The 21362-nt window shown below is 61.5% G+C and carries 27 protein-coding genes; 10 read left to right on the top strand and 17 right to left on the bottom strand.

The genetic code is table 11. The features are described from left to right. Window positions 1-33 precede the first annotated feature (33 nt). The 15 genes from PG888_RS13790 to aopN all read right to left on the bottom strand — a co-directional run bounded on the left by PG888_RS13790 (window position 34) and on the right by aopN (window position 9773). Entirely contained in the window at window positions 34-276 is a 243-nt protein-coding gene (locus PG888_RS13790; RefSeq protein WP_232093560.1) for a hypothetical protein, read from the bottom strand. After that, window positions 273-506 (bottom strand): T3SS regulon translocated regulator ExsE family protein, encoded by a 234-nt coding sequence (locus tag PG888_RS13785; RefSeq protein ID WP_182937910.1) that lies wholly within the window; start codon window positions 504-506, stop codon window positions 273-275. Before PG888_RS13785 ends, PG888_RS13790 begins: the two co-directional genes overlap by 4 nt. A gap of 2 nt (window positions 507-508) precedes the next feature. Then, window positions 509-952: a type III secretion system chaperone gene (locus tag PG888_RS13780; protein ID WP_182937911.1), complete on the bottom strand. Its 444-nt coding sequence runs from the start codon at window positions 950-952 to the stop codon at window positions 509-511. A gap of 135 nt (window positions 953-1087) precedes the next feature. Continuing rightward, window positions 1088-1975: a type III secretion system translocon subunit AopD gene (gene aopD / locus PG888_RS13775; protein WP_182937912.1), complete on the bottom strand. Its 888-nt coding sequence runs from the start codon at window positions 1973-1975 to the stop codon at window positions 1088-1090. A 12-nt stretch (window positions 1976-1987) separates the two neighbouring features. Continuing rightward, window positions 1988-3175, bottom strand: a complete 1188-nt coding sequence (gene aopB, locus PG888_RS13770; RefSeq protein ID WP_182937913.1) for a type III secretion system translocon subunit AopB — start codon at window positions 3173-3175, stop codon at window positions 1988-1990. Continuing rightward, window positions 3156-3659 (bottom strand): SycD/LcrH family type III secretion system chaperone AcrH, encoded by a 504-nt coding sequence (gene acrH / locus PG888_RS13765; protein ID WP_182937914.1) that lies wholly within the window; start codon window positions 3657-3659, stop codon window positions 3156-3158. Before acrH ends, aopB begins: the two co-directional genes overlap by 20 nt. 9 nt (window positions 3660-3668) lie before the next feature. Further along, a complete protein-coding gene (locus tag PG888_RS13760; protein ID WP_182937915.1) occupies window positions 3669-4604 on the bottom strand; it encodes a virulence-associated V antigen in 936 nt (311 codons plus the stop codon). Between the two features lie 9 nt (window positions 4605-4613). Further along, the gene (locus tag PG888_RS13755) at window positions 4614-4898 is read right to left on the bottom strand and encodes an LcrG family type III secretion system chaperone (RefSeq protein ID WP_042872885.1); all 285 of its coding nucleotides are present in this window, start codon (window positions 4896-4898) and stop codon (window positions 4614-4616) included. Between the two features lie 39 nt (window positions 4899-4937). Then, complete coding sequence (locus tag PG888_RS13750) at window positions 4938-5378, bottom strand: LcrR family type III secretion system chaperone (RefSeq protein ID WP_182937916.1); 441 nt, start codon at window positions 5376-5378, stop codon at window positions 4938-4940. After that, window positions 5375-7540 carry a SctV family type III secretion system export apparatus subunit AscV gene (ascV, locus tag PG888_RS13745; RefSeq protein WP_269475269.1) on the bottom strand — a complete coding sequence of 722 codons (2166 nt, stop codon included), beginning with the start codon at window positions 7538-7540 and terminating at the stop codon, window positions 5375-5377. Before ascV ends, PG888_RS13750 begins: the two co-directional genes overlap by 4 nt. Beyond that, entirely contained in the window at window positions 7473-7823 is a 351-nt protein-coding gene (ascY, locus tag PG888_RS13740) for a type III secretion system chaperone AscY (protein ID WP_156140623.1), read from the bottom strand. Before ascY ends, ascV begins: the two co-directional genes overlap by 68 nt. Then, complete coding sequence (gene ascX / locus PG888_RS13735; protein ID WP_111809608.1) at window positions 7820-8185, bottom strand: type III secretion system protein AscX; 366 nt, start codon at window positions 8183-8185, stop codon at window positions 7820-7822. Before ascX ends, ascY begins: the two co-directional genes overlap by 4 nt. Window positions 8186-8264: 79 nt before the next feature. Continuing rightward, a complete protein-coding gene (gene acr2 / locus PG888_RS13730; RefSeq protein ID WP_111809607.1) occupies window positions 8265-8636 on the bottom strand; it encodes a SycN family type III secretion system chaperone Acr2 in 372 nt (123 codons plus the stop codon). Next, on the bottom strand, window positions 8633-8914 hold the full coding sequence (gene acr1 / locus PG888_RS13725) for a type III secretion system gatekeeper subunit Acr1 (protein WP_005334576.1): 282 nt from the start codon (window positions 8912-8914) through the stop codon (window positions 8633-8635). Before acr1 ends, acr2 begins: the two co-directional genes overlap by 4 nt. After that, window positions 8895-9773, bottom strand: a complete 879-nt coding sequence (gene aopN, locus PG888_RS13720) for a SctW family type III secretion system gatekeeper subunit AopN (RefSeq protein ID WP_058052891.1) — start codon at window positions 9771-9773, stop codon at window positions 8895-8897. The genes acr1 and aopN overlap by 20 nt, the downstream gene beginning before the upstream one ends. A gap of 189 nt (window positions 9774-9962) precedes the next feature. On the opposite strand from aopN, the gene ascN reads away from it, so the two are divergent. The 10 genes from ascN to PG888_RS13670 all read left to right on the top strand — a co-directional run bounded on the left by ascN (window position 9963) and on the right by PG888_RS13670 (window position 18287). Next, the gene (gene ascN / locus PG888_RS13715) at window positions 9963-11285 is read left to right on the top strand and encodes a SctN family type III secretion system ATPase AscN (RefSeq protein ID WP_270693584.1); all 1323 of its coding nucleotides are present in this window, start codon (window positions 9963-9965) and stop codon (window positions 11283-11285) included. Continuing rightward, the gene (locus PG888_RS13710; RefSeq protein WP_182937917.1) at window positions 11282-11743 is read left to right on the top strand and encodes a type III secretion protein; all 462 of its coding nucleotides are present in this window, start codon (window positions 11282-11284) and stop codon (window positions 11741-11743) included. Before ascN ends, PG888_RS13710 begins: the two co-directional genes overlap by 4 nt. A gap of 780 nt (window positions 11744-12523) precedes the next feature. Then, on the top strand, window positions 12524-13096 hold the full coding sequence (locus tag PG888_RS13705; protein WP_269475270.1) for a type III secretion system needle length determinant: 573 nt from the start codon (window positions 12524-12526) through the stop codon (window positions 13094-13096). Continuing rightward, complete coding sequence (sctQ, locus tag PG888_RS13700) at window positions 13093-14019, top strand: type III secretion system cytoplasmic ring protein SctQ (protein ID WP_182937919.1); 927 nt, start codon at window positions 13093-13095, stop codon at window positions 14017-14019. The genes PG888_RS13705 and sctQ overlap by 4 nt, the downstream gene beginning before the upstream one ends. After that, window positions 14016-14669, top strand: coding sequence for a SctR family type III secretion system export apparatus subunit AscR (gene ascR, locus PG888_RS13695; RefSeq protein ID WP_182937920.1), 654 nt, complete (start codon window positions 14016-14018; stop codon window positions 14667-14669). The genes sctQ and ascR overlap by 4 nt, the downstream gene beginning before the upstream one ends. A gap of 1 nt (window position 14670) precedes the next feature. Beyond that, entirely contained in the window at window positions 14671-14937 is a 267-nt protein-coding gene (ascS, locus tag PG888_RS13690) for a SctS family type III secretion system export apparatus subunit AscS (protein WP_005334586.1), read from the top strand. Continuing rightward, entirely contained in the window at window positions 14934-15722 is a 789-nt protein-coding gene (gene ascT, locus PG888_RS13685) for a SctT family type III secretion system export apparatus subunit AscT (protein WP_058052886.1), read from the top strand. The genes ascS and ascT overlap by 4 nt, the downstream gene beginning before the upstream one ends. Then, window positions 15719-16777, top strand: a complete 1059-nt coding sequence (gene ascU / locus PG888_RS13680; RefSeq protein WP_058052885.1) for a SctU family type III secretion system export apparatus subunit AscU — start codon at window positions 15719-15721, stop codon at window positions 16775-16777. Before ascT ends, ascU begins: the two co-directional genes overlap by 4 nt. A gap of 137 nt (window positions 16778-16914) precedes the next feature. Continuing rightward, window positions 16915-17865: a hypothetical protein gene (locus PG888_RS13675; protein WP_058052884.1), complete on the top strand. Its 951-nt coding sequence runs from the start codon at window positions 16915-16917 to the stop codon at window positions 17863-17865. Continuing rightward, window positions 17865-18287, top strand: coding sequence for a hypothetical protein (locus PG888_RS13670; protein ID WP_182937921.1), 423 nt, complete (start codon window positions 17865-17867; stop codon window positions 18285-18287). Before PG888_RS13675 ends, PG888_RS13670 begins: the two co-directional genes overlap by 1 nt. Window positions 18288-18380: 93 nt before the next feature. Here the strand turns inward: PG888_RS13670 and PG888_RS13665 are convergent, their stop codons facing one another. Further along, the gene (locus PG888_RS13665; RefSeq protein ID WP_182937922.1) at window positions 18381-19571 is read right to left on the bottom strand and encodes a MalY/PatB family protein; all 1191 of its coding nucleotides are present in this window, start codon (window positions 19569-19571) and stop codon (window positions 18381-18383) included. Window positions 19572-19658: 87 nt separating this feature from the next. Then, window positions 19659-21230 carry a maltose/glucose-specific PTS transporter subunit IIBC gene (gene malX, locus PG888_RS13660; protein WP_182937923.1) on the bottom strand — a complete coding sequence of 524 codons (1572 nt, stop codon included), beginning with the start codon at window positions 21228-21230 and terminating at the stop codon, window positions 19659-19661. Window positions 21231-21362: the final 132 nt, after the last annotated feature.

Raw genomic sequence — 21362 nt, 5'->3', positions numbered from 1 at the left:
AGAGCCGGCTGGAATGACGACTATCGGGCTCAGTTATTCTTTGGTTAAAATATCAACAAAGTGTGCTCCCGCCCTGACCTCATAGCGGGTGGCGGCCACTTGCAGCGGATGCCCCTCGATCACGCTGAGCACCGCCACCTCGACCGTCGCCGGACGTGGCAACGCTTGCGGGAAATGCACCTCGCCCCTGAGTTGCTGTAGCGATGGCTTCGACGCCGGGGTGGTAACACAACCGGCCAGCATGGCCAACAGCATCAGCGCCAGCAGACCTCTCATAACACCCGGATCCGCCGTTCGCTCAGCGGGGTGTGCTCACCCTGTTGCAGTCGCTGCAGCGCCAGCTCCTGCACCTGATTGAGGGTAATGGAGCGTCGCAGCAGTGCCGACAGGGGGATCTGGCTTGCACTGGCTGACCCTGTGCTCATGGTTCTGCCAGCAAATGCACCCGCCTTGCCCGGCTCTGCCCCATGCAGGGCCAGTGCGCCTTGTGATTCCTGAATCTTCATGGTTATACCCGCACTCCCATCACCTGATCACTGCTGCCTGCGTCCCGAGTGGCGGGTTGCAGCAACTCCTGCCAGAACTCGGCATGCTCCAGCATGCTGGCGAGGCTCTCTTCAAGGTATGCCAGAGTCAACCGGCTTGCCGTCATCTGGCGATAGAGTTGCACCGTCAGGCTCTCTTCATCGAAACCGAAGTGAAGATTGAACTGATACCAGTGACGATTGAAGCTGGCCAGCTGACGAAAGATCCCCTCGCCGACCTGATGCAGCTCGGCCACGTCGGCCTGCAACACCAGCTGATCGCGCTCCGGTACCAGGATCAGGCTGAGTTGCAACTGCTCGTCAAAACAGAGCGCCGCAACCCCCTCCTGATTCAGGGTCAGGGCTGGCAAACCATATTTGGTGGCAAATTCAGTGAGCAGTCGATTGGTGATGACAGTTACATCCATGATTTCCTCCAGCAGAGAGGAGGAGATGTTAGCCTGCCACGGCAATGGGGGCTGTCACTCAAGGGCGCCACTTTTAAGAAAAATGGCCGGAAAAACAAAAAGGCGCCCGAACGGGCGCCTTGCATGGGATGGCGTTTACGCAACGCCGAATGCCGCTTTCCAGGCCTGATTCTGGCTCTGGGCGTACTGCTGCATCATTTGCAACACGTCTTTCATAAAGTTGACATTGAAGGACATATTGTCCTCAATCTTCTGCTTCTCGGCCTGGCTGATGCTCGCCTTGACTTCATCTTCCTTGGCATCTGCCTGACTCTTCCCTTGCGATACCTGCACTGCCGAGTTGCCCATTTGTCCTCCAGACTGGAGCACGGTATTGAAAACCTGCTGACGGCTGTTATTGGCCTCAAATTTCTTGTTCAGGGTTTGCAGGGCCGCCTTGTCGACCTTGATCCTGGCAGTCAAATCCTGCCCCGCATCCCCCATTTCAAGGCCCGCCGTCTTCTTGATATCAGCGACCTGCTTCAGCTCTTTTTGCCGCCCGGCGATATTGGCGTTAAGCGCCTTGTCCTGTTTGATCGCCTTGCCCGACTTGCTCAAGGAGAAGCCCCCCATGATGGCGGACACTCCCGCCATCACACCGGACACCACCGCCATGGCGATCATCAGCTTGGCGCCATGGCGCATCTCCTCGACCTGTGCTTTCTGATGGGTGATAACCAGCTTGTTCTCGGTATCCCGCTGGACCAGACCCATTTCACGCGCCTGCCGGGCCAGCTTGAACAGCAGTGACATCATATCCATCACGCTTTCCAGCTGCTCGAGCATCTGCGGTACCTCCTTGGTATCGAACGGGATGACCGGACGGGACAGCACGGGGAGACCATTCCGGGCAGCCCCCGGCAGGCCAGTTGAACCACCCGCTTCATGGGCGGTTATCAGGTTGCCTGTCTGCCCCTCTCCGACTCTCGCCTCCGGCAACAGGGGCACATGGTTCACGCTATTGGTGTAGTTATTGTCAATCATGGTCGGTACTCCTTAGATAGCGGCGGGTCTGCGGGCCAGGTTGTTCATCATGTCGCCTTTGGCGTTGAGCATCTGGAAGATCATCTCCATGGTCTGCTGGAACGCCTCGATGATCTGGGCGATCGCCTCTTTGAGTTTGTCGATAACGCCCTGCAGCGCGGTCATCTCCTGACGGTTTTCCAGTAGCTCAGCCTGCTTGTCCAGTGACTTGGCCTGGTAGGCATTGTCGACCACCTTGGTCACCCCACTGCCCACATCGACGATCATATCCGCCGCCTGGGTACCCACCTTGGCGACTTTCGCAATGGTGCTCGCCGTGCTTCCCCCCAGCCTGGTCGAGATATCTGCGGCTTTCAGATAAGCCTTGGCGGAGTTCTGGATAAGCTTGAGGCCAATCTCACTCGTCCCCTTACCCGCCATCTTGAATCCCATTTTTACGCCCAGCTTGGCGAGCCCCTTGACGGCACCGGCCCCAAAAGTGACCACGGCTGAGGCCACCGCGAGAATCGCTTCGACCGCTGTCAATATTGGGCCCAGCTTATCCATCACCTCCTTGGAGATAAGGCCATCCGCGGCCGCCTGCTGCACCGCCATATTCACCACCCCGACCGTGCCGGCTGCAATCATGAGCGCACCTGCCGCAGCACCTACACCGGTCGCCACCATGATGGCGCCGATGATGATGGATGCAATCGCACTGATCCAGCCGAAGATCTTGCTGGCCAGACCGGACTTTTTGGCCTTCTGGGCACTCTCTTCCGCCTCTTTGAGCTTCTCCTGGTTCTCGCCGATCTTCTTCTCGTTCAGCTCACGGGCACGCTTGAGATCTGCCAGTTTCAACCTGATCTGGGTCTTCTCCAGATCGCTGGTCAACTTGCCCAGCTCAATCTCGAAGGATTCGGGTGACGTAAAGGCTGCCGTCACCAGAGCGCTGGTACGCGGCAGGAGCAAGCTGGTGTTCTGCCTGACCGATGCCAGCAGCCGTTCAATGTCGGCCACCTGTTTCGCACCGGGCTGACCATTGCTCACGGCAAGAGGGGCATTCAAGGCCACGCCTGACTTGCGAAGTTGCCCGGTAATTTGCGCTGTTGCGGCATCGAGCCGTGTCTCACTGCGTGGGTGGGTAACGGGCGTCAGGCCCGCAACGTCACCGGTGTTTCCCAGCGGGGAAACGGGTCTTTCATTGCTGATCGGGTTCATCTTGCTGATCCCTTCTGAGTGCGATGGCTTCCAACATGACCTTGGCGCTTGCCGCCAGGTCGACCTGCGACGGATCTGTCTCCGCCAGCAGGTGGGCCGAGTGGAAGCCACTCTCGGCCCCGTTCAAATCACCTTGTTGCAGCCGGCATTCGGCGGCATGAAACGGGAAACGGGGGTCGTTCAGATCGAGCATGGCGCCAAAGCTGTAGCTCTGAACTGCCGTCTCGAATTCACCCATCGCCTGACGACAGGCCCCCAGCCCGAGGAAATAGCGCGGCTCGTAGTGATCCAGCATGCAGAGGGCCTGGAAGATCTTGTGGGCATCCTGCCACTTGCCGGCCTGATACTGGCCAAACGCCAGGGCATAGAGCTGCTCCAGGGTGTCGCCAGAGATATCCTGCAGCATGGCCAGGGTGCCGCCATCCGCCATAAAGGCCTCAAGCTCGGCTTCATATTCCGGAGTCAGGGTGGTGTCGGTCTGCATGATCTCTCCTTAAATTGCGCCAAGAATGTCGCGCATGATGCTGTCGTATTTCTGGATAAAGCGGTTGAGTGCCTCGATGGCGGCGTTGTAGCGCGAGCTGACGTCATTGAGACGGGTGGTCTTCTCGCTCACCTGATCATTGAGCGGACGGGCACGGTCACCCACACTGGTGGAGAAGTTGCCAAGCTTGTTGTTGTCCTTGTCATAGCTGTAGCTGGCTTCGATATTTTTCATCGCGCCGCTCTTCTTCTTGTCACTCTCAAGGAAATCCTTGACCGTGACCTTGCCATCCTTCTGCATCTCCTTGAGCAACTTGTACTCGGGCCCCTTTTGAAAATCGGCCACCGACCCGTAGCCATAGAGGGTGTGATCCATCAGGTTGAAATCGGTTTTGAAGGTCTGGTCGTTTTTGGCAGAGAGCACCTTGTTGATCTCGGACTGGATCACCCCGTAGATCTTCAACTCGGCGGTCATATCCTTCAGTTCGTCACTGAGCGCCTTGCGCTTGTTGTCCTGAAACGCCATCACTCCGGTAAAAACGGTGATGATGTCGTCATCGACGCGATCCATGGTCAATGCGCTGAGACCAAGCAACATAAATTCAGAGACGGTCCAGCTGGTGACCGGCGGGGTTTGTTTCCCGCCCCGCTCTATCATTCCCTTGATGGCGGTAATGGCGGCCTCCAGGCCAACCTGAAATTGTCCCTCAGGCCAGGCCCCGTTGACGCTGGCCGGATCCGTCAGATAGGCCGCCAGCAACTTCTCCAACTGCGCCTTGGTCAGCGGAGTCGGCTGATCAGCACTGATGGTGATCTTGCCCTCGAGCAGGGCCAGCAACTCGGCCAGCTTGGGATTTTTATTGCCTGGCAACTTGTCGAGGGATTGACCATCGAGCCAACGCATAAACTCGGCCGGGTTGCTGTTGTAGTCAGGGATAGTGCTCATCACAACTCCTTAAATCATCAGTCCGCGCATCATGGCCGGGCGGCGGCTCTTGCGGGCTTCTCCCGGCTGGGCAGGCTGTCGTGCCTGCCTGCGCTGGATCTCCGCCAACAGCTCCTGCTCGGCCACTGCCACCTGTTCGGTCGGGGCATCGAACAACAACTGACAGGTCTGATCCGAGAGGGCCAGTCCCGCCAGCATCTCCTGCAACAGGGCGTTGCGGTGATCGCTGTCGGCGATGGCCTGCTCTGCCTGCGCGATGGTCTCGCTATGGTGGGCAAAACGCGGTTGTTTCATCTTGGCTCCTATTCTATGAGGCCCCTTTGGACATGCCTGTCACGCAAGGCCGTGCTTTTGTCGTTTTCGCATATCCCGCAGGGAACAGACTCGCTCGGCCGCCAGCATGAACCAGCCGGGCTCGGGTTCGCTGGCGCCGGTCCAGCGCAGATAGAACTGGCCGAGCCGTTCGCCGCTTAAGCTGCTGCCGCGAAACACATCGACATTGCCGTAGAGAAAATGGCCCGGACCGAGCACCGCCAGGGTGGCGTCAGCCAGCAGATAGAGGGCGGAAAAAGGATTGGCCAGTCCGGCCCGCTCGCCCTGACGACGCACCAGCAGGATCCAGACCCGCCGGGTCGCAGGATCGACCCGCCAGGCGAGGTAGATATGGCGATAGCAAAAACCGTGACCGAGCTGGATGGGGGTATTGCCCAGATGGTAGGGGGTTACATCGAGCCCCCTGCCCTGCAGCCAGGGGATCAGCGGATCACCCCTCACAGGCAGACCCGTCCGAGCGGCTGGATATTGATCTGCTGAGTCAGCTCCTGATAGGAGAGCACCGGCAGGGCGTGGTAATCCCCCTCAATGAGCTTGCGCACATAGCGGCGGATATCCATGGAGACGATCAGCACTGGCTTGTTCTGCATCTGGGCCAGATCACCGACGGTATGGCGCACCTGATCGAGGAAGCTCTGGGTAATGGTGGGATCGAGCGCCAGATAACTGCCTGCACTGGTCTGGCGAATGCCGCCACGGATCTGCTCCTCCACCTGCTGATCGAGCAGATAGGCGGGCAGTATGTTGTTGCCGTTGGCGTACTTGTAGCAGATGTAGCGTTTGAGGCTGCTGCGGATGTACTCGGTGAGCTGCACCACATCCTTCTCTTTCTGGCCCCACTCCACCATGGCCTCGAGAATGGCGCGCATGTTGCGGATCGAGATATCCTCCCCCACCAGCCGCTGCAAGATTTCGGTCATCCGCTGCAGCGGGATGATGCGCTGTGCCTCCTTGACCAGCTCGCCATAGCTCCCCTCCATCTGCTCCAGCAGGTAGCGGGTCTCCTGAATGCCGATGAAATCCTCGGCATATTCCCGCAGCACATGGGAGAGATGCCAGGTCACCACCTGATCGGTGGTGAGGGTGGCAAGCCGCGACTTCTCCAGCCGCTCCTGATGTTCATTAGCGACCCACAAGGTCGGTTGACCCGGCAGCAACGGCGCCCCCTCCTCGTAGGGGATCCCCAGCAGATCGAGCTGGGAGGCGTTCTCCTGCACCAGTTGATGGCCCGGTCGCAGCAGACCGCGGGCAACCGGCACCTCCTGCAGCTGGATCAGGTATTCGCCGGGCCCCATCCCCTCGTTGAAACGCAGGTGAATACCCGGGAAGGGCACCCCGAGATCGAGATAGAGGGCGCGGCGCACCCGCACCAGCTCGTCGTTGAGGGCGATCGCCTCCAGATCGGCCTGCAACGCAGCATCCACATCGATCAACAGCGGCACCGTCATGGCGAACTCCTCCTTCTCCCCCAGCTTGCCCCGCGGCTTGCTGCCCGGTTTTGGCTTGCTGCGGGCGGCGGGGGCTCCCGCCCCTTGCGCCAGCACGGCAGGAAGATCCTGACTGTTGCTGCTCTGCGCCTTGCGCTGACGCACCCCGATAAAGTAACCGCCCGCCGTGACGATGGCCGCCAGGGTAAAGAAGGTGATCATCGGGAAACCCGGGATCAACCCGAACAGCACCAGCAGCAGACCGCCGATCAACAGCGCCTTGGGCTGGGCCACCACCTGAGCGCCGATGTCGGTACCCAGATCGGAGGACTCTTCGGAAGAGACCCGGGTCACGATGATCCCCGCGGTGATGGCGATCAGCAGTGCCGGCACCTGGGAGACCATGCCATCCCCCACCGTCAGGATGGAGTAAAGCTGTAGCGCATCGGCGGCGGACAACCCCTTCTGGGTCACCCCGATGGTGACGCCGCCGAGGATGTTGACGAAGATGATGATGAGGCCCGCGATGGCGTCCCCTTTCACGAACTTCATGGCGCCATCCATGGAGCCGAACATCTGGCTCTCCTTCTCGATGACACCGCGCCGCTCCCGCGCCTCGTGCACATCGATCACCCCGGCACGCATGTCGCCGTCGATACTCATCTGCTTGCCGGGCATGGCATCGAGGGAGAAGCGGGCACTCACCTCGGCGACCCGCTCCGAGCCCTTGGTGATCACCAGAAACTGGACGATGGTGATGATGAGGAAGATGACGATCCCCACCACCAGATTGCCCCCCACCACGAAGTTGCCGAAGGTGTAGACGATCTGCCCCGCGTCGGCCTGCAGCAGGATCATCCGGGTGGTACTCACCGACAGGGCGAGCCGGAACAGGGTGGTGATCAGCAGCACCGCCGGAAAGGCGGAAAACTGCAGCGGCGAATTGATATAGACCGCCATCATCAGCAGCACCACCGAGATGGTCATGTTGATGGCGATCAGAATATCGAGGGCCACCGGCGGCAGCGGCAAGACCATCATGAAAACGATGGCCAGCAGCAGGATCGCCAGCATGATGTCCTTGCGCTCGCCTATCCGGCGCAGCAGCTCAAGGGAGCGTTGATTCATTCTGCTCTTCCAGTTCGAGGTATTGTTGATAGGCGAAACGGGCTTCATCCAGCCGACCCGCCAACTGGCAGGCACGGCTGCGACAGAGCCAGAGCGGGCCGTCGGCCGCCCCTTGCTGCATCAGCTGATCGACATGGGCCAATGCGGCCTCCCCCTCGCCCTGTTTGAGCAGGGCCACCAGCAGGGTTCGTCGCCCCCCCTGATGGTCGGGGTGGATCTGCAGCAGGGCGGTCAGCAGCACGCTCGCCTTGTCGGGGTGGCCATATTGCAGTTGCAGCCAGCCGGTGAGCAGCAGCGCATCCTGCTGCTGTGACGTAAGAGCCATGGTCATACCTTGTGCAGCAGATGAAGGGTCATCTGCATCAGTTGTTCATCGGCGTGCATCTGTTCGAGCAGCGCGGCGGCCGCTCGCAATGCGGGGCTCTGCCCCTCGGCCAGCACGCTGCGCAGCCCCTGCATCGCCTGATTGAAATCAACCGGTCGCAGCAAGTCGTGAAAGCCGCGATCCGGGGTGGCGAAATCGAGCAGCGCCCGATCCGCCAGCCGCTCGGGGTAGAGGCGGCTGATATGGGGTTCGATGGACTGGCCATCGGGCAGCAGGGCATAACGCCCCGGCAGGCTGCGCTCCTGATCGTCGAGGGAGATGGCGCTGAGCTGTTCGATACCGATATGCGCCGCAGTGATCCGGCTCATCCCCTATCCCCCTTAAAACGGGCGGGTCTATTGACGCCAGACGACTCGATAACCCAATGACGGGCAGCTGTGATCCGGCTCATGACGCCAGCACCTCTCGTTGCAGCCGGGTCAGGGTGGTCACTGCCTGATGGAGCTGGGGCAGGGTCACGGCCCGCTCATCGAGGGTGACGAAGAGGATCAGCTGATCCTCCCCCAGCCAGCCGCTGCGCACCGGCAGCGCCGGGCCTTGCGCCGCCGCGGTGAGGGTCATGGCGCGGCGGATCGCCTCGCCACTCTGATGCCAGGGCACGGCGCGCGCCAACCAGAGGGTCAGTTGCCCCTGATGGCGCTCCAGTTGCAAGGTGCCGCTCTGCTCCAGCTCAAGCTGGATCAGCGAATGGGGGTTATCCCCGATGGTGATGCCCAGATCCTGGCAAAAGTGCACCAGCAGGGGTTCAATCCAGTTCATGACGACTCTCCAGACAACTCATCCTCTTCCCGCTCGATGGCGTTATCGAGCGCACCCTGACAGCACTGCAGCAGGTTCTGGCGCTGCTCCTCTTCGCTGAACAGCTCCACCGGCAGCAGGCGGATCAGCCGCTTGAGCTCCTGATAAAGCAGCACCTGCTGGCGACAATCTGACAGCTCAAGCGCCACACCGACCTGCTCCACATCGCGCACGCTGGCCCAGCGTTTCTCCACCAGGGCGATCAGATCGCCCATCAGATCAGAAGGCCCGTATGCCATGGGCCGAGCCCTCCTTCACCCGTTGCCACAGCTCGTCCACTTGCGCCGAGAGGGTGTTGAGCAGCCGCAGCTTGTGCATGTCGCTCATCACCCGCTCCAGCTTGACCGGGTCGAGCCAGCGCTGCTGGCTGTCGAGATCGGCGCTCAGGGCCTTCATCATGAAACCGGTCACCTTCTCCAGTGCACCGTTGCCAAAGCGGCTGTGGATGTCGCGCCAGGCGGTAGAGAGGGCGCGATAGTCCTGCACCGCATCGCGATAGAGATCCCGCAGATCCTGCTCGGCCCCCACGCCCGCTTTGGCCGCTTCGGCCGCAGGGCCGGTAATGCGTGCCCCCAGCACGATGGCACTGCCCTGCTCGTCCGCCAGCTTGGCCAGCGCCTGCTCGACCAGCGCCAGGGTGCCCTGCATCTCCGGTCGTCCGGAGAGCGCCTTGCGCGCCTGACAGAGCGCCTCGAACTGCTCGCTTACCTCCCCCGAATAGCTCTCGAGGTAGGCCAGCAACTGGGAGAGGTTGGCCAGCCGACCGCTGCCGAGGTGGCTCACCATCTCCTTGATCTTCTGCTGGCGTTCGAGCTCCGGCACCTTGTCGAGGTAGTCCCCCACCAGCGCCTCGATCTCGCTGATGCGGGCGTGGCTGTCGCTCAGCTTGCGCTTGGCGAGCGAGAGTTCGGATCGCTCGGAGAAGACAAAGGTGAGCTCTTCGGCGGCATCGGCCAGCGACTGGGCGGCACTGGCCAGCACGACCCGCTCCCCCTGAAATTGCCCACCCTGCAGGGGAGCCTGACGGGATGCAGCCTCTTCACCACGCAGCTCGGGCTGGGCGGCAGGGGCATAGGGGTTGCTCTGGATAATGGCCATGGAAACTCCCGTGACGAATGGATTGACGAGGATGGCATTATAAAAATCGGCCCCGCGTCCCTATGCCAAAATCGGCCGTGAATTTTTAGCCCGCCCCCAACGGTTTTCTAAAAAGTCCCGACTCGCGCTGAAATCCCCGCAGCCCCCCATCCCCTATAGTGGCCACCAGTTTCAATGGCGCAGATTGTTATGACCCTCTCCCTCGACCACATCCCCGGCCAGCTTCGGCATGCCATCGACGAGTGCCGCCTGATCCAGATCCGTGGCCGGGTCACCCAGGTGACCGGCACCCTGCTCAAGGCGGTCGTCCCGGGAGTGCGGATCGGCGAGCTGTGCCATCTGCGCAACCCCGACAACACCCTCTCCCTGCAGGCAGAGGTGATTGGTTTTGCCCAGCATCAAGCGCTGCTCACCCCCCTTGGCGAGATGTTTGGCATCTCCTCCAACACCGAGGTGAGCCCGACCGGTGCCATGCATCAGGTCGGGGTCGGCGAGCATCTGCTCGGTCAGGTGCTCGATGGCCTCGGCAACCCCTTTGGCGGCGGCCATCTGCCGGAGCCCGAGGCCTGGTATCCGGTCTATCGGGATGCGCCGACCCCCATGAGCCGCAAGCGCATCGCCGAGCCCATTTCGCTCGGCATTCGCGCCATCGACGGCCTGCTGACCTGCGGCGAGGGGCAACGGATGGGGATCTTCGCGGCCGCCGGTGGCGGCAAGAGCACCCTGCTGGCGTCGCTTATTCGCAGCGCCGAGGTGGATGTCACCGTGCTGGCGCTGATCGGTGAGCGTGGCCGTGAGGTGCGGGAATTTATCGAAGCGGATCTGGGAGAGGAGGGTTTAAAAAAGGCCGTGCTGGTGGTGGCCACCTCGGATCGCCCCGCCATGGAGCGGGCCAAGGCAGGCTTTGTCGCCACCTCCATCGCCGAGTATTTCCGCGATAAGGGAAAGCGAGTGCTGCTGCTGATGGATTCCGTCACCCGTTTTGCCCGTGCCCAGCGGGAAATTGGTCTGGCCGCAGGCGAGCCGCCCACCCGACGGGGCTATCCGCCGTCGGTGTTTGCCGCCCTGCCCCGTCTGATGGAGCGCGCCGGTCAGTCGGACAAGGGCTCCATCACCGCCCTCTATACCGTGCTGGTAGAGGGGGATGACATGACCGAACCGGTCGCCGACGAAACCCGCTCCATCCTCGATGGCCACATCATACTGTCGCGCAAACTGGCGGCGGCCAACCACTACCCGGCCATCGACGTGCTGCGCTCCGCCAGCCGGGTGATGAACCAGATCATCGCGCCCGGGCATAAGGCGCAGGCCGGTCGACTGCGTAGCTGGCTGGCGAAATATGAAGAGGTGGAGCTGTTGCTGCAGATCGGCGAATACCAGAAAGGGCAGGACAAGGTAGCCGACGAGGCGATTGCCCGTATCGAGGCAATTCGCCAGTGGCTGAAACAGGGTACTCATGAGCCGAGCTCACTCCCGGACGCCCTCGCCACTCTGGAGGCACTGACCCGATGATTGGCCGCCTGCAACGAATAAAAGACCTGCGGCTGGATCGCGCCGAGCAGCAGCTCGCCACCCAACAGGCGCGATTGCAGCTCGCCCATAGCCGCCAACGCGAAGCGGAGCAGGAGAGTCTCGACTACCGCCAGTGGCGCCTGGCCGAAGAAGATCGGCTATTCGCCCTCTGTCAGGCGGAGCAACTCGATCGCAAGGGGCTCAAAGCGTGGCAACAGCAGGTGGCGCTGCTGCGGGAGAAAGAGGCGCAGCTGGAACAAACCGCCGTCGAGCAGGCCGAGCGGGTCGCCGAGGAGCGCATCCGTTTGCAGGAGCGCCAGCTGGCGGTGCATCGCGCCCGCCAGCAGCAACAGAAATTTGCCGAATTACACCGTCAGGAGCAGGCCTCACAGCAAGGCCTGCGTGACTACAACGAAGAGCAGGAACAGGAAGAGTTCCGCCAGCAGATCAGGATGTAACGAGTCATGAACCGAATTCTCCCGATACAGGGCGCAGCAACAGCCCGGGGCGACACCCAGATGGCTGAGGCCAATCGGTCGCAACAGCAGCGTTTCGAGCAGGCGATGCAGCAAGAACAGGATCTCAAAGAGCGCACCAACAACCCGCGACCTGAGGGGAAAGCGCAAAGTCGTCAGTCACCGAGACCGACGGACGTCCAACCCTTGCCGCAACTGCATGCCCACCGCCCCCCTTCAGAAGAAGGCAAGCAACTCCCCCCGCGACGCTCCGCCAAAGGGATGTGGCCAGACCATAAAGAGATCACTGCAAAACAGCTGCGACAGGGTAGCGAGCAGACAGACCCGAAACAGGTGGCATCCCCCCCTTTTGACAGACAGCAAAGCCAGAGCCTCACGGATAACCCTGAGCGAGTGACCGTACTGGATATCTCAGCCAAAGAAAGACGCGATGAGCCGGATTTTGCTGCACATTCTGACACTGAACGGGTCGACGCAAACCCGATAGCGGTAACGGCCGACACACCATTCGTGCCACCAACCGTGGCATCAATAAACGCAATAACACCGGCGTTCGAACAGGCACACCTAACACTTACCATAGCCACTCATCCGACCGAGCCAGGGCTAACCGCCATTGCCCAGCCCCATGATCATGTTGCCCAAGTTACACCGACAGAAAACGAGTGGCTGAATGAACAGCATCCAGTCATTGAGGCTCATAAGGCAGCTAACGCAAACGCGATAGATGTCATCACTAATACCGCGCCACATCAACTGCCATTGGCAACGGACAACGAGGCGATCACACCCAAACTTGCCTCCTCCCTGCGAACTGATATCGGTGAACTGGCCGCTCAGCTTGACGCAGAGATACAACAGCTGACGGCAATAAAGCCAGTCACTACAGGTGAAACGGCACCCAAAGGCGAGCTCCTTGCCAACCCGGCCATATGGGTCGCCCCCCTTGCTGTGACCCCCGGGGATCTGCAGCTCGCCCGGCTGGCACCTGCTGACAGTCATCGGGAGCTGGGTCAGCTGCTGGAGCGGCTGGCGGTGGATATCTATCAGGAGCTGGGCCGCCCGGAGCGGCCGCCGCTGCTGCGCCTGACACTGCCACAACTGGGCGATCTCGCCATTCGCATCGCCCATCAGGGTGGCGAGCTGCAGATCGAGATCCTCGCCACGGAGCAAGGAGAGCTGCAACTCAATCAGGGGCGCAGCGATCTGGTCGACCGCCTGCAGCGCCTCTATCCCGGCGAGCGGGTGGCCCTCGATCTCTTCGGCCAGCCCGACAGTGAACAGGGCTCGCGCCATAAACGATCCATCTACGAAGAGTGGGATGCCGACGCATGACACCGATTACCCTCAACTCCGCCTCGCTGGCGGAGCTGACTTTGCAACAGACCCTGAGCCAATACCGCCAGCACTTTAACTGGAGCGGCGGCGAGCTGGCCCTCACCATCGGTTTGCCACCAGCGACGCTCGATACCCGGCTGCAGCTGCAGTGGCAGGGGCTCTCTTTGCCGCTGTTGTGCCACGGCGCCGAGCTGGCGCACTGGCTGGCGACGGATCTGCAGCAGGCGGCGCTGTTCAGTCTGCCCGAGCCGCTGCAACTGGCGCTGATCGAACGGCTGGGACAGCCCCTCGGGGGCCTCACCTGCTCGGCGCTGACCCGGCAAGAGAGTCGCGATAAGGCCGACGAACCCGCCCTGCAACTGCTGTTGCAACGGGAGGGGGCCAGCCTCGCCCTCTGGCTGCCGCAGCCCGAGCTCTTGCTGAGCAAGTTGCCGCCACGGCCACCGCAGCAGCGGCTGCCGCTGCCCCTCACCCTCTCCCTGCAGTGGGGCGAGATGGGGCTGACCCTGGATGAGATCGCCACTCTCGCTATTGGCGATGTGCTGCTGCCACCGCCCCATCCGCAGCTCGGCCAGCAACTGCTGGTCTGCGTGGAGGGTCGCCCCTTTGCCTACTGCCAACCCCATCAACAACATCTGGAACTGACTGCCATGCACAACGCTGAACCCGCTGACCCCTTCGGCCCGACCGAGCTGGAGCAACTGCCGATCCAGGTGAGCTTTGAAGTGGGCCGCCAGACGCTGGACTGGCACACCCTCACCAGCCTGCAACCGGGCGCACTGATCGATCTTGGCACACCCCTCGATGGCGAAGTGCGCATCATCAGCAACGGCCACTCACTGGGGGTGGGCCGACTGGTGGAGATCCAGGGACGCCTGGGTGTGCGGGTCGAGCGCCTCGGCAACGAGTCACAGTCATGATCCAGCTGCCGGACGAGCTAAACCTGATCGTCGGGCTGGCACTGCTGGCCCTGCTTCCCTTTATCGCCGTGATGGCCACCTCCTTCGTCAAGCTGGCGGTGGTCTTCTCGCTGCTGCGCAACGCCCTCGGGGTGCAGCAGATCCCCCCCAACATGGCGATGTACGGGCTGGCGATCATTCTCAGCATCTATGTGATGGCGCCGGTCGGCTTCGCGACCCAGGATTACCTGCGCCAGAACGAGGTGTCGCTGACCAAATCCGAATCGGTGGAGAAGTTCCTCGACGAGGGGATGGCCCCCTACCGCGAATTTTTGAAAAAGCAGATCAAGCCGCGGGAGCACGCCTTCTTTATCGACAGCACCAAGCAGCTCTGGCCAAGCAAATATGCCGACCGGCTGGAGCCAGACAGCCTGCTGATCCTGCTGCCCGCCTTTACCGTGAGCGAGCTGAGCCGCGCCTTCGAAATCGGGTTTCTGATCTATCTGCCTTTTATCGCCATCGATCTCATCATCTCCAATATCCTGCTGGCGATGGGGATGATGATGGTCTCTCCCATGACCATCTCGCTCCCCTTCAAGCTGCTGCTGTTTGTGCTGCTCGATGGCTGGGCCCGCCTGACCCACGGGCTGGTCATCAGTTACGGAGGCTAGCATGAGTCACGCCGATATCCTTCACTTCACCAGCCAGGCGCTCTGGCTGGTGCTGATCCTCTCCATGCCACCGGTGCTGGTGGCGGCACTGGTGGGCACCCTGGTCTCTTTGCTGCAGGCGCTGACCCAGATCCAGGAGCAGACCCTGGGTTTTGTCGCCAAGCTGATCGCCGTGGTGATCACCCTGTTTGCCACCACCGCCTGGCTGGGTAACGAGCTCTACAGCTTTGCCGACATGGTGCTGTTCAAGGTGCCGCAGATCCAATGACGCTGGAGAGCCTGCAGGCCCAGATGCTGGCCTATACCCTGCTGCTGCCGCGCTTTATCAGCTGCTTCGTGATGCTGCCGGTGCTCAGCAAGCAGATGCTGGGGGGAGCGATGATCCGCAACGGCGTGGTCTGCTCGCTGGCGCTCTACGCCTACCCCACGGTCGCCGACACCTTGCCGGATCAGCTCGATGGCATGGCGCTGGCCATGCTGATCGCCAAGGAGGTGCTGCTCGGCCTGCTGATCGGCTTTGTCGCCGCCATCCCCTTCTGGGCCATCGAGGCGAGCGGGTTTCTGATCGACAACCAGCGCGGTGCCGCCATGGGATCCCTGTTCAACCCCAGTCTCGGCAGCCAGACCAGTCCCACCGGCCTGCTGCTGACCCAGACCCTGATCACCCTGTTCTTTGCCAGCGGCGCCTTTCTCGCCCTGCTGGCCGCCCTGTTCCAGAGCTACATAAGCTGGCCGGTGGCGCACTTTTTCCCCACCATCGACGAGCAGTGGGTCAACTTTTTCTACGGCCAGTTCAGCCATATGTTGCTGCTCTGCGCTTTGCTGGCGGCGCCGCTCTTGATCGCCATGTTTCTGGCCGAATTCGGGTTGGCGCTGATCAGCCGCTTCGCCCCCTCCCTCAACGTCTTCGTGCTGGCGATGCCAATAAAAAGCGCCGTCGCCAGCCTGCTGCTGGTCATCTACATCAAGCTGATGATGGATCACGCCTATAAACAGGTGCTGGCGGTGATGGACCCGTTGCAACTGCTGATCCCCATTCTGGAGGCGCGATGAGCGGCGAGAAGACCGAACAACCCACCCCCAAGAAGTTGCGGGACGCCCGCAAGAAGGGGCAGGTGGTCAAGAGCAAGGAGGTGGTCTCCACCGCCATCATCCTGAGCCTGATCGGCATGCTGATGGCGATGTCCGACTATTACCTCGAACATCTGGGTAAGCTGATGCTGATCCCCGAATCCCATCTCAACCTCCCCTTTAGCCAGGCGCTCAACCATGTGCTGGAGAACCTGATGCAGGAGATGGCCTATCTCTGCATCCCGATCCTCGCGGTCTCGGCGCTGGTGGTGCTCGTCTCCCACTTCGCCCAGTACGGTTTTCTGCTGAGCGGCGAGTCCATCAAGCCAGACATCAAGAAGATCAATCCGGTGGAGGGGGCCAAGAAGATCTTCTCCATCAAGAGCCTGATGGAGTTCGCCAAATCCCTGCTCAAGGTGGCCCTGCTGAGCCTCTTGGTATGGGTCACTATCGAGGGCAACCTCCAGGCGATGCTCCAGTTGCCCGGCTGCGGCATGAGCTGCATCACCCCGGTGCTGGGGGGCATGCTGGGCCAGCTGATGGCGGTCTGCGCCATGGGCTTTGTGGTGATCGCCATCGCCGATTACGCCTTCGAACACTACCAGCACATCAAGCAGCTCAAGATGAGCAAGGACGAGGTGAAGCGGGAGTACAAGGAGATGGAGGGGAGCCCGGAGATCAAGAGCAAGCGCCGCCAGTTCCATCAGGAGTTGCAGTCGAGCAACATGCGTGCCGACGTGAAGCGCTCCTCGGTGATCGTTGCCAACCCGACCCATATCGCCATCGGCATCCGCTACGAGCGGGGAGAAACCCCGCTGCCGGTGGTCACCCTCAAGTTCACCGATGCCCAGGCGCTGCAGGTGCGCAAGATTGCCGAAGAGGAGGGGATCCCGGTGCTGCAGCGTATCCCGCTGGCCCGCGCCCTCTATCGAGATGCCCAGCTCAACAACTACATCCCCGCCGACCAGATCGAGGCGACCGCCGAAGTCCTGCGCTGGCTGGAGCAGTGGCGCCAGAGCGAAGGGCCGCAGTGGTAAGGCTGCATGCTGCCCGCCTGGCCGAACAAACGGCATAAACAGCGAAAAACTGACAAATCCCCGACCGCCCCCTGATATAGCGCACCGCCACGGCTCGTTATCATCCCCTTATCGTCAACCCTGTCGGGAATCACATCATGGCCTTACCAGCAATCGGTGGACACATTCACCTCAACCACACCGCACCGTCCCATCAGGCAGAAGCCAGCCCGCTGCTGACCCGGGGCAACAAGCTGTTCGAACAGTCCGTTCAGCGTGGCATCGGCCACTTCCAGAGTAGCGATCTCAAGCAGGTCATCAGCGCCCTGCGCCAGTTGCAAGCAGCCCCCGATAGCGGCAAGGCGCAGCGGGTGCAGGATGCAATCCAGCACTGGGAGCAGCACCACCCGAAAGAGGTGGCCGCTCGCGGCGCTCGTCTGACCGAACTGAAACAGGCGCTGGCCGAACAGGGGGCCATCACCAGAGCCGCCCCGCGACATGAACCGAAAGTGATGGCGGGTGGCACTCAGGCACTGCTGCAAAAGAGCATGGCCGGACTGGAAAAACTGGGCAGCTACGCCTGCACCGACGCCCAGACCTTTGTCCGGCCCAACAACCCGGGCTACCAGAAGATCATCGGCAAACTCAACGACTTCGGGCAGGATCCCCAGCGTCTGGCGGCCAACCAGCGCGCCAACAACAGCGCCAATATGGCCGCCATCCAGATCACCAAAAACAAGCAGCCACTCTCCTTGCGCACCATGGAAAACATCGCGAAGGCGGTGGATGACGCCAAGGCCGGTTGCTGCTCGACCCTGGCCTATTCGGCGGCGGCCGAACTGCTGCGCCACAACAGTGATCAGCGGATCGAAGTGCTGGCCCACCGTGGCGCACAAGGTCACGCCCAGACTCACTGCTTTGTGGTGATTGGCCGTGCCGAGGGGAGTGAACTCACCAAGCCGGAGAGCTGGGGGCCACACGCCAAAGTGGTCGACCCCTGGGCCGCAACCATCGGTGCGCCACTGGTCGGCACCCCCGCCCGCCCCCCTATCGCCAACCTGTGGCCGCCCACAGAGTCGGTCTTTGATAACGCCCGTCAGGAGGATTAATGATGTTTCATGCCATGCTATCGACCCTCGTTCGCCAGCTATCCCTGCCGCAGGAGTGCCTGCACGAAGAGGGACTGGATCTGCAGGCGGGCCCCTTCAGCCTCCATATTCGCGAGCGGGATCAACTGGTGACCCTGTTTATCCCGCTGGGGGATATCCAGACCCCCTCCCTCGCCGCCATGGCCGACTGGCCGGTGCTGCAACTCAGTCGCGGCAGCGAGCAGAGCACCCTGCTCTGGTGCCGCGAGTGGCTGGATAAACTGGATGTGGATCTCCTGACCGACATGGTCAGCCGCATGTTGCATCAAGCCGACGCCCTGAGCCAAAGCACGGCCCCGGCAACCCCTGGGGTCAGTGAGCCCGCAATCGAACCAGCCGTATCACGCCCGAATTGCGGTATCCCGACGACCATTCGCGCCTGAGTTTGGCGTCGGTTGATAAGGGAACACAGCACAACCAGAACGGGGCCATCACTGATGGCCCCGTTTTGTTTCTCATGTTGAATGGATTTGCCCCTACACCTGCTCCCCCAGTGCGCCGATCAGGGCATCGAGCCCCTGATCGACCTTCGAGCGCGGGCAGCCGACGTTGAGGCGGATATAGCCTGTGCCTTCCGGGCCGTAGGTGTCGCCGCGCATGATGGCGACCCGGTATTTCTCCACCAGCAAGGTTTGCAGCGTATCCATTCGTTCGGTGGTGTCGATGCCAAGGCCGCGCAGATCAATCCAAGCGAGATAGGTCCCCTCGGGTACCCGATAGTCGATGGAGGGGAAGGCTGCATTGAGCCGCGCCGCCACATGGGCGAGGTTGCCGTGCAGATAACTTTTCAGCGCATCGAGCCAGGCAGCGCCGTCCCGATAGGCGCTGATATGGGCCAGCACCCCGAGGATGGGCGGTGATGAGAGGCCATGGGCCGCCTTGAGCCGTTGCAGATAGGCGGCCCGCGCCGCTGCGTTGGCGATGAAGGCATAGGCGCCGCCAAGGGCGGGAATATTGAAGGATTTCGAGCCCGAGCTCACCAGCGCCCAGTGATCGTCCGGCGCCACCTCGCCCCACGGCAGGTAGCGGGCAAAGCTCACATCCATATGGATGTCGTCCGAGATGACTTTCACCCCGTGGCGCTGGCAGATGGTGGCCATTCGGCTCAATTCATCCCGCGTCCAGACCCGGCCGGTGGGGTTGTGGGGGCTGCAGAGCAGCAAAATCTGGCAATCGGGGCGGACTGCCTGTTGCTCGAAACATTGCCAGTCGATCTGGTAACTCCCCTCTGTTTTTTTGAGCGGGCAAGGCAGCAGCACCCTGTCGTTGGCAACCAGCATATTGCCGAAGGCGTCGTAGGCGGGAGTGTGCACCAGCACCCCTTCACCCGGCGCCGACCAGAGGCTCACCAGCTGGGCAATCACATAGATGACCGAGGGGCCGTAGACCAGCGTCTCGGGGTCGAGGGTCGCCCCGTAGCGGCTGGCAAACCAGTCGCTCACCGCCCCTTTGAAATCGCCGTGATTCCAGCGGCTGTAGCCAAAGACCCCGTGTTCGAGCCGCGTTGCCAGCGTCTGGCGAATGCAGGGGGCGGTCGCGAAATCCATATCGGAGATGGTAAAGGGGAGCAGGTCGGCATGGCCAAAACGGTCGGCCACATAGTCCCACTGGGTGCAGTAGGTGCCGTGGCGGTCGACTACGCGGTCGAAGTCATAAATATCGTGCATGAAGTTTCTCCCTCCATAAACAGGAGACATATTGGGAGAGGCAAACAAGGGGGGCTTGCGCCCCCCGTTCGGATCTTATTGGCCGGTTCAGGCCCCCATCAGGCTCTGCAGCTGGTTTTTCACCAGATGCACCTGCGGGCCGATCACCACCTGCAGGTTGTGCTCGTCGAGCTTGATCACCCCGATGGCGCCGTTCGCCTTCAATACCTTGTCATCGACCCGGCTCATGTCTTGCACCGACATCCGCAGGCGGGTGATGCAGTTATCGAGCGCCAGGATGTTATCGGCCCCGCCCAAGGCGTTGAGGATGATCTCACCGTTGTAGCCGCTGTTGCCTGCCTTCTTGCCTGCGGGCTGGGCAGCCTCGCTGGTTTCAATCTCACGACCCGGGGTCTTGAGGTTAAAGCGCACGATGGCGAAGCGGAACACGCTGTAGTAGATGGCAAACCAGATGGCGGCCGCGACCGGCACCAGATACCACTTGGTGGCGGTGCCTTGCAGCACGCCGAACACCAGAAAATCGATCAGGTTGCCATCGGTGTTGCCGATGGTGACGCCGAGCAGCCCCATGGTCATAAAGCCCAGACCGGTCAGGATGGCGTGAATGACGTAAAGCACCGGTGCCACGAACAGGAACAGGAACTCCAGCGGCTCGGTGATACCGCCGATGACGCAGGCCACCACACCGGAGACCAGCAGCGCCTTGATCTTGCCGCGATTTTCCGGACGAGCGCAGTGATACATGGCGAGCGCCGCACCCGGCAGACCGCCCAGGAAGGCAGGCATCTTGCCCTGAGAGAGGAACGAAGTGGCAGAGACCGAGAAGCCGCTGGTATCGGCGCAAGAGAGCTCGGCGTAGAAAATATTGAGGGCACCGCTCACCTCGTTGCCGCACACCAGTGACGTGCCGCCTGCTTCGGTAAAGCGGATGAGCGCCACCAGAATGTGGTGCAGACCGAGCGGCAGCAGCAGACGCTCACCGGTACCGAACAGGAAGGGGCCGAAGGGACCGGCGTGGGAAATGAGCGCACCGATACCATTAATGCCAGCGGCAAACCAGGGCCAGGCGAACGGCACGACCAAGCCGACAACCCCCAGCACCAGCACTGTGATGATGGGCACGAAGCGGGCTCCGCCGAAGAAGGCGAGCGCATCGGGCATCTTGTAGGTGTAGAAACGGGCGTGCAGCTTGGCGACGATCACCCCGACGATGATGGCCCCCAGAATCCCGGTGTCGATGGAGCTGATGCCGAGGATCGATTTCACCCCGTAGGCCTTCTCCGCAGCCGCGTCACCGATGACGTTGGCCACGGTGAGGTAGAAGTTGATGGAGAGGTTGAGCGCCGCATAGCCGACGAAACCGGCAAAGGCCGCGACCCCCTTCTCTTCTCGCGCAAGCCCCAGCGGAATAGCCACCGCGAACATCACCGGCAGGTAGATAAAGGCCACCAGCCCCACCTTGGTCATCCAGAGGAACAGCAGTTGCAGCACGGTATTGTCGAGGAAGGGCATGCTCTGCTTGACCGCATCGCTGGTGAGCGAGCTGCCGACACCGAGCAAAATGCCCGAGAAGGCCAGCAGGGCGACCGGCAACATAAAGGTCTTGCCGAGGCTCTGCAGGAACTCCCAGATGGTGGATTTGGCTTGAGGCTTGGCCATGAAACGGCTCCTTGTGAATAAACAGCAATGTCTGTGGCTGCCCTCCCCCGCTCGAGGCGATCTCGACGCAATCTCGAAGCAGAGGCGCGGGTCAGCATCAGGTTTTGTTGGATGATAAATCGTTTTATCAAC

Source organism: Aeromonas sp. QDB23 (genome assembly GCF_027707745.1).
Classification (GTDB): Bacteria; Pseudomonadota; Gammaproteobacteria; order Enterobacterales; family Aeromonadaceae; genus Aeromonas; species Aeromonas allosaccharophila.
Note: the sequence above shows the minus strand (reverse complement) of the source record. Positions and strands in the feature narration are given on the sequence as shown.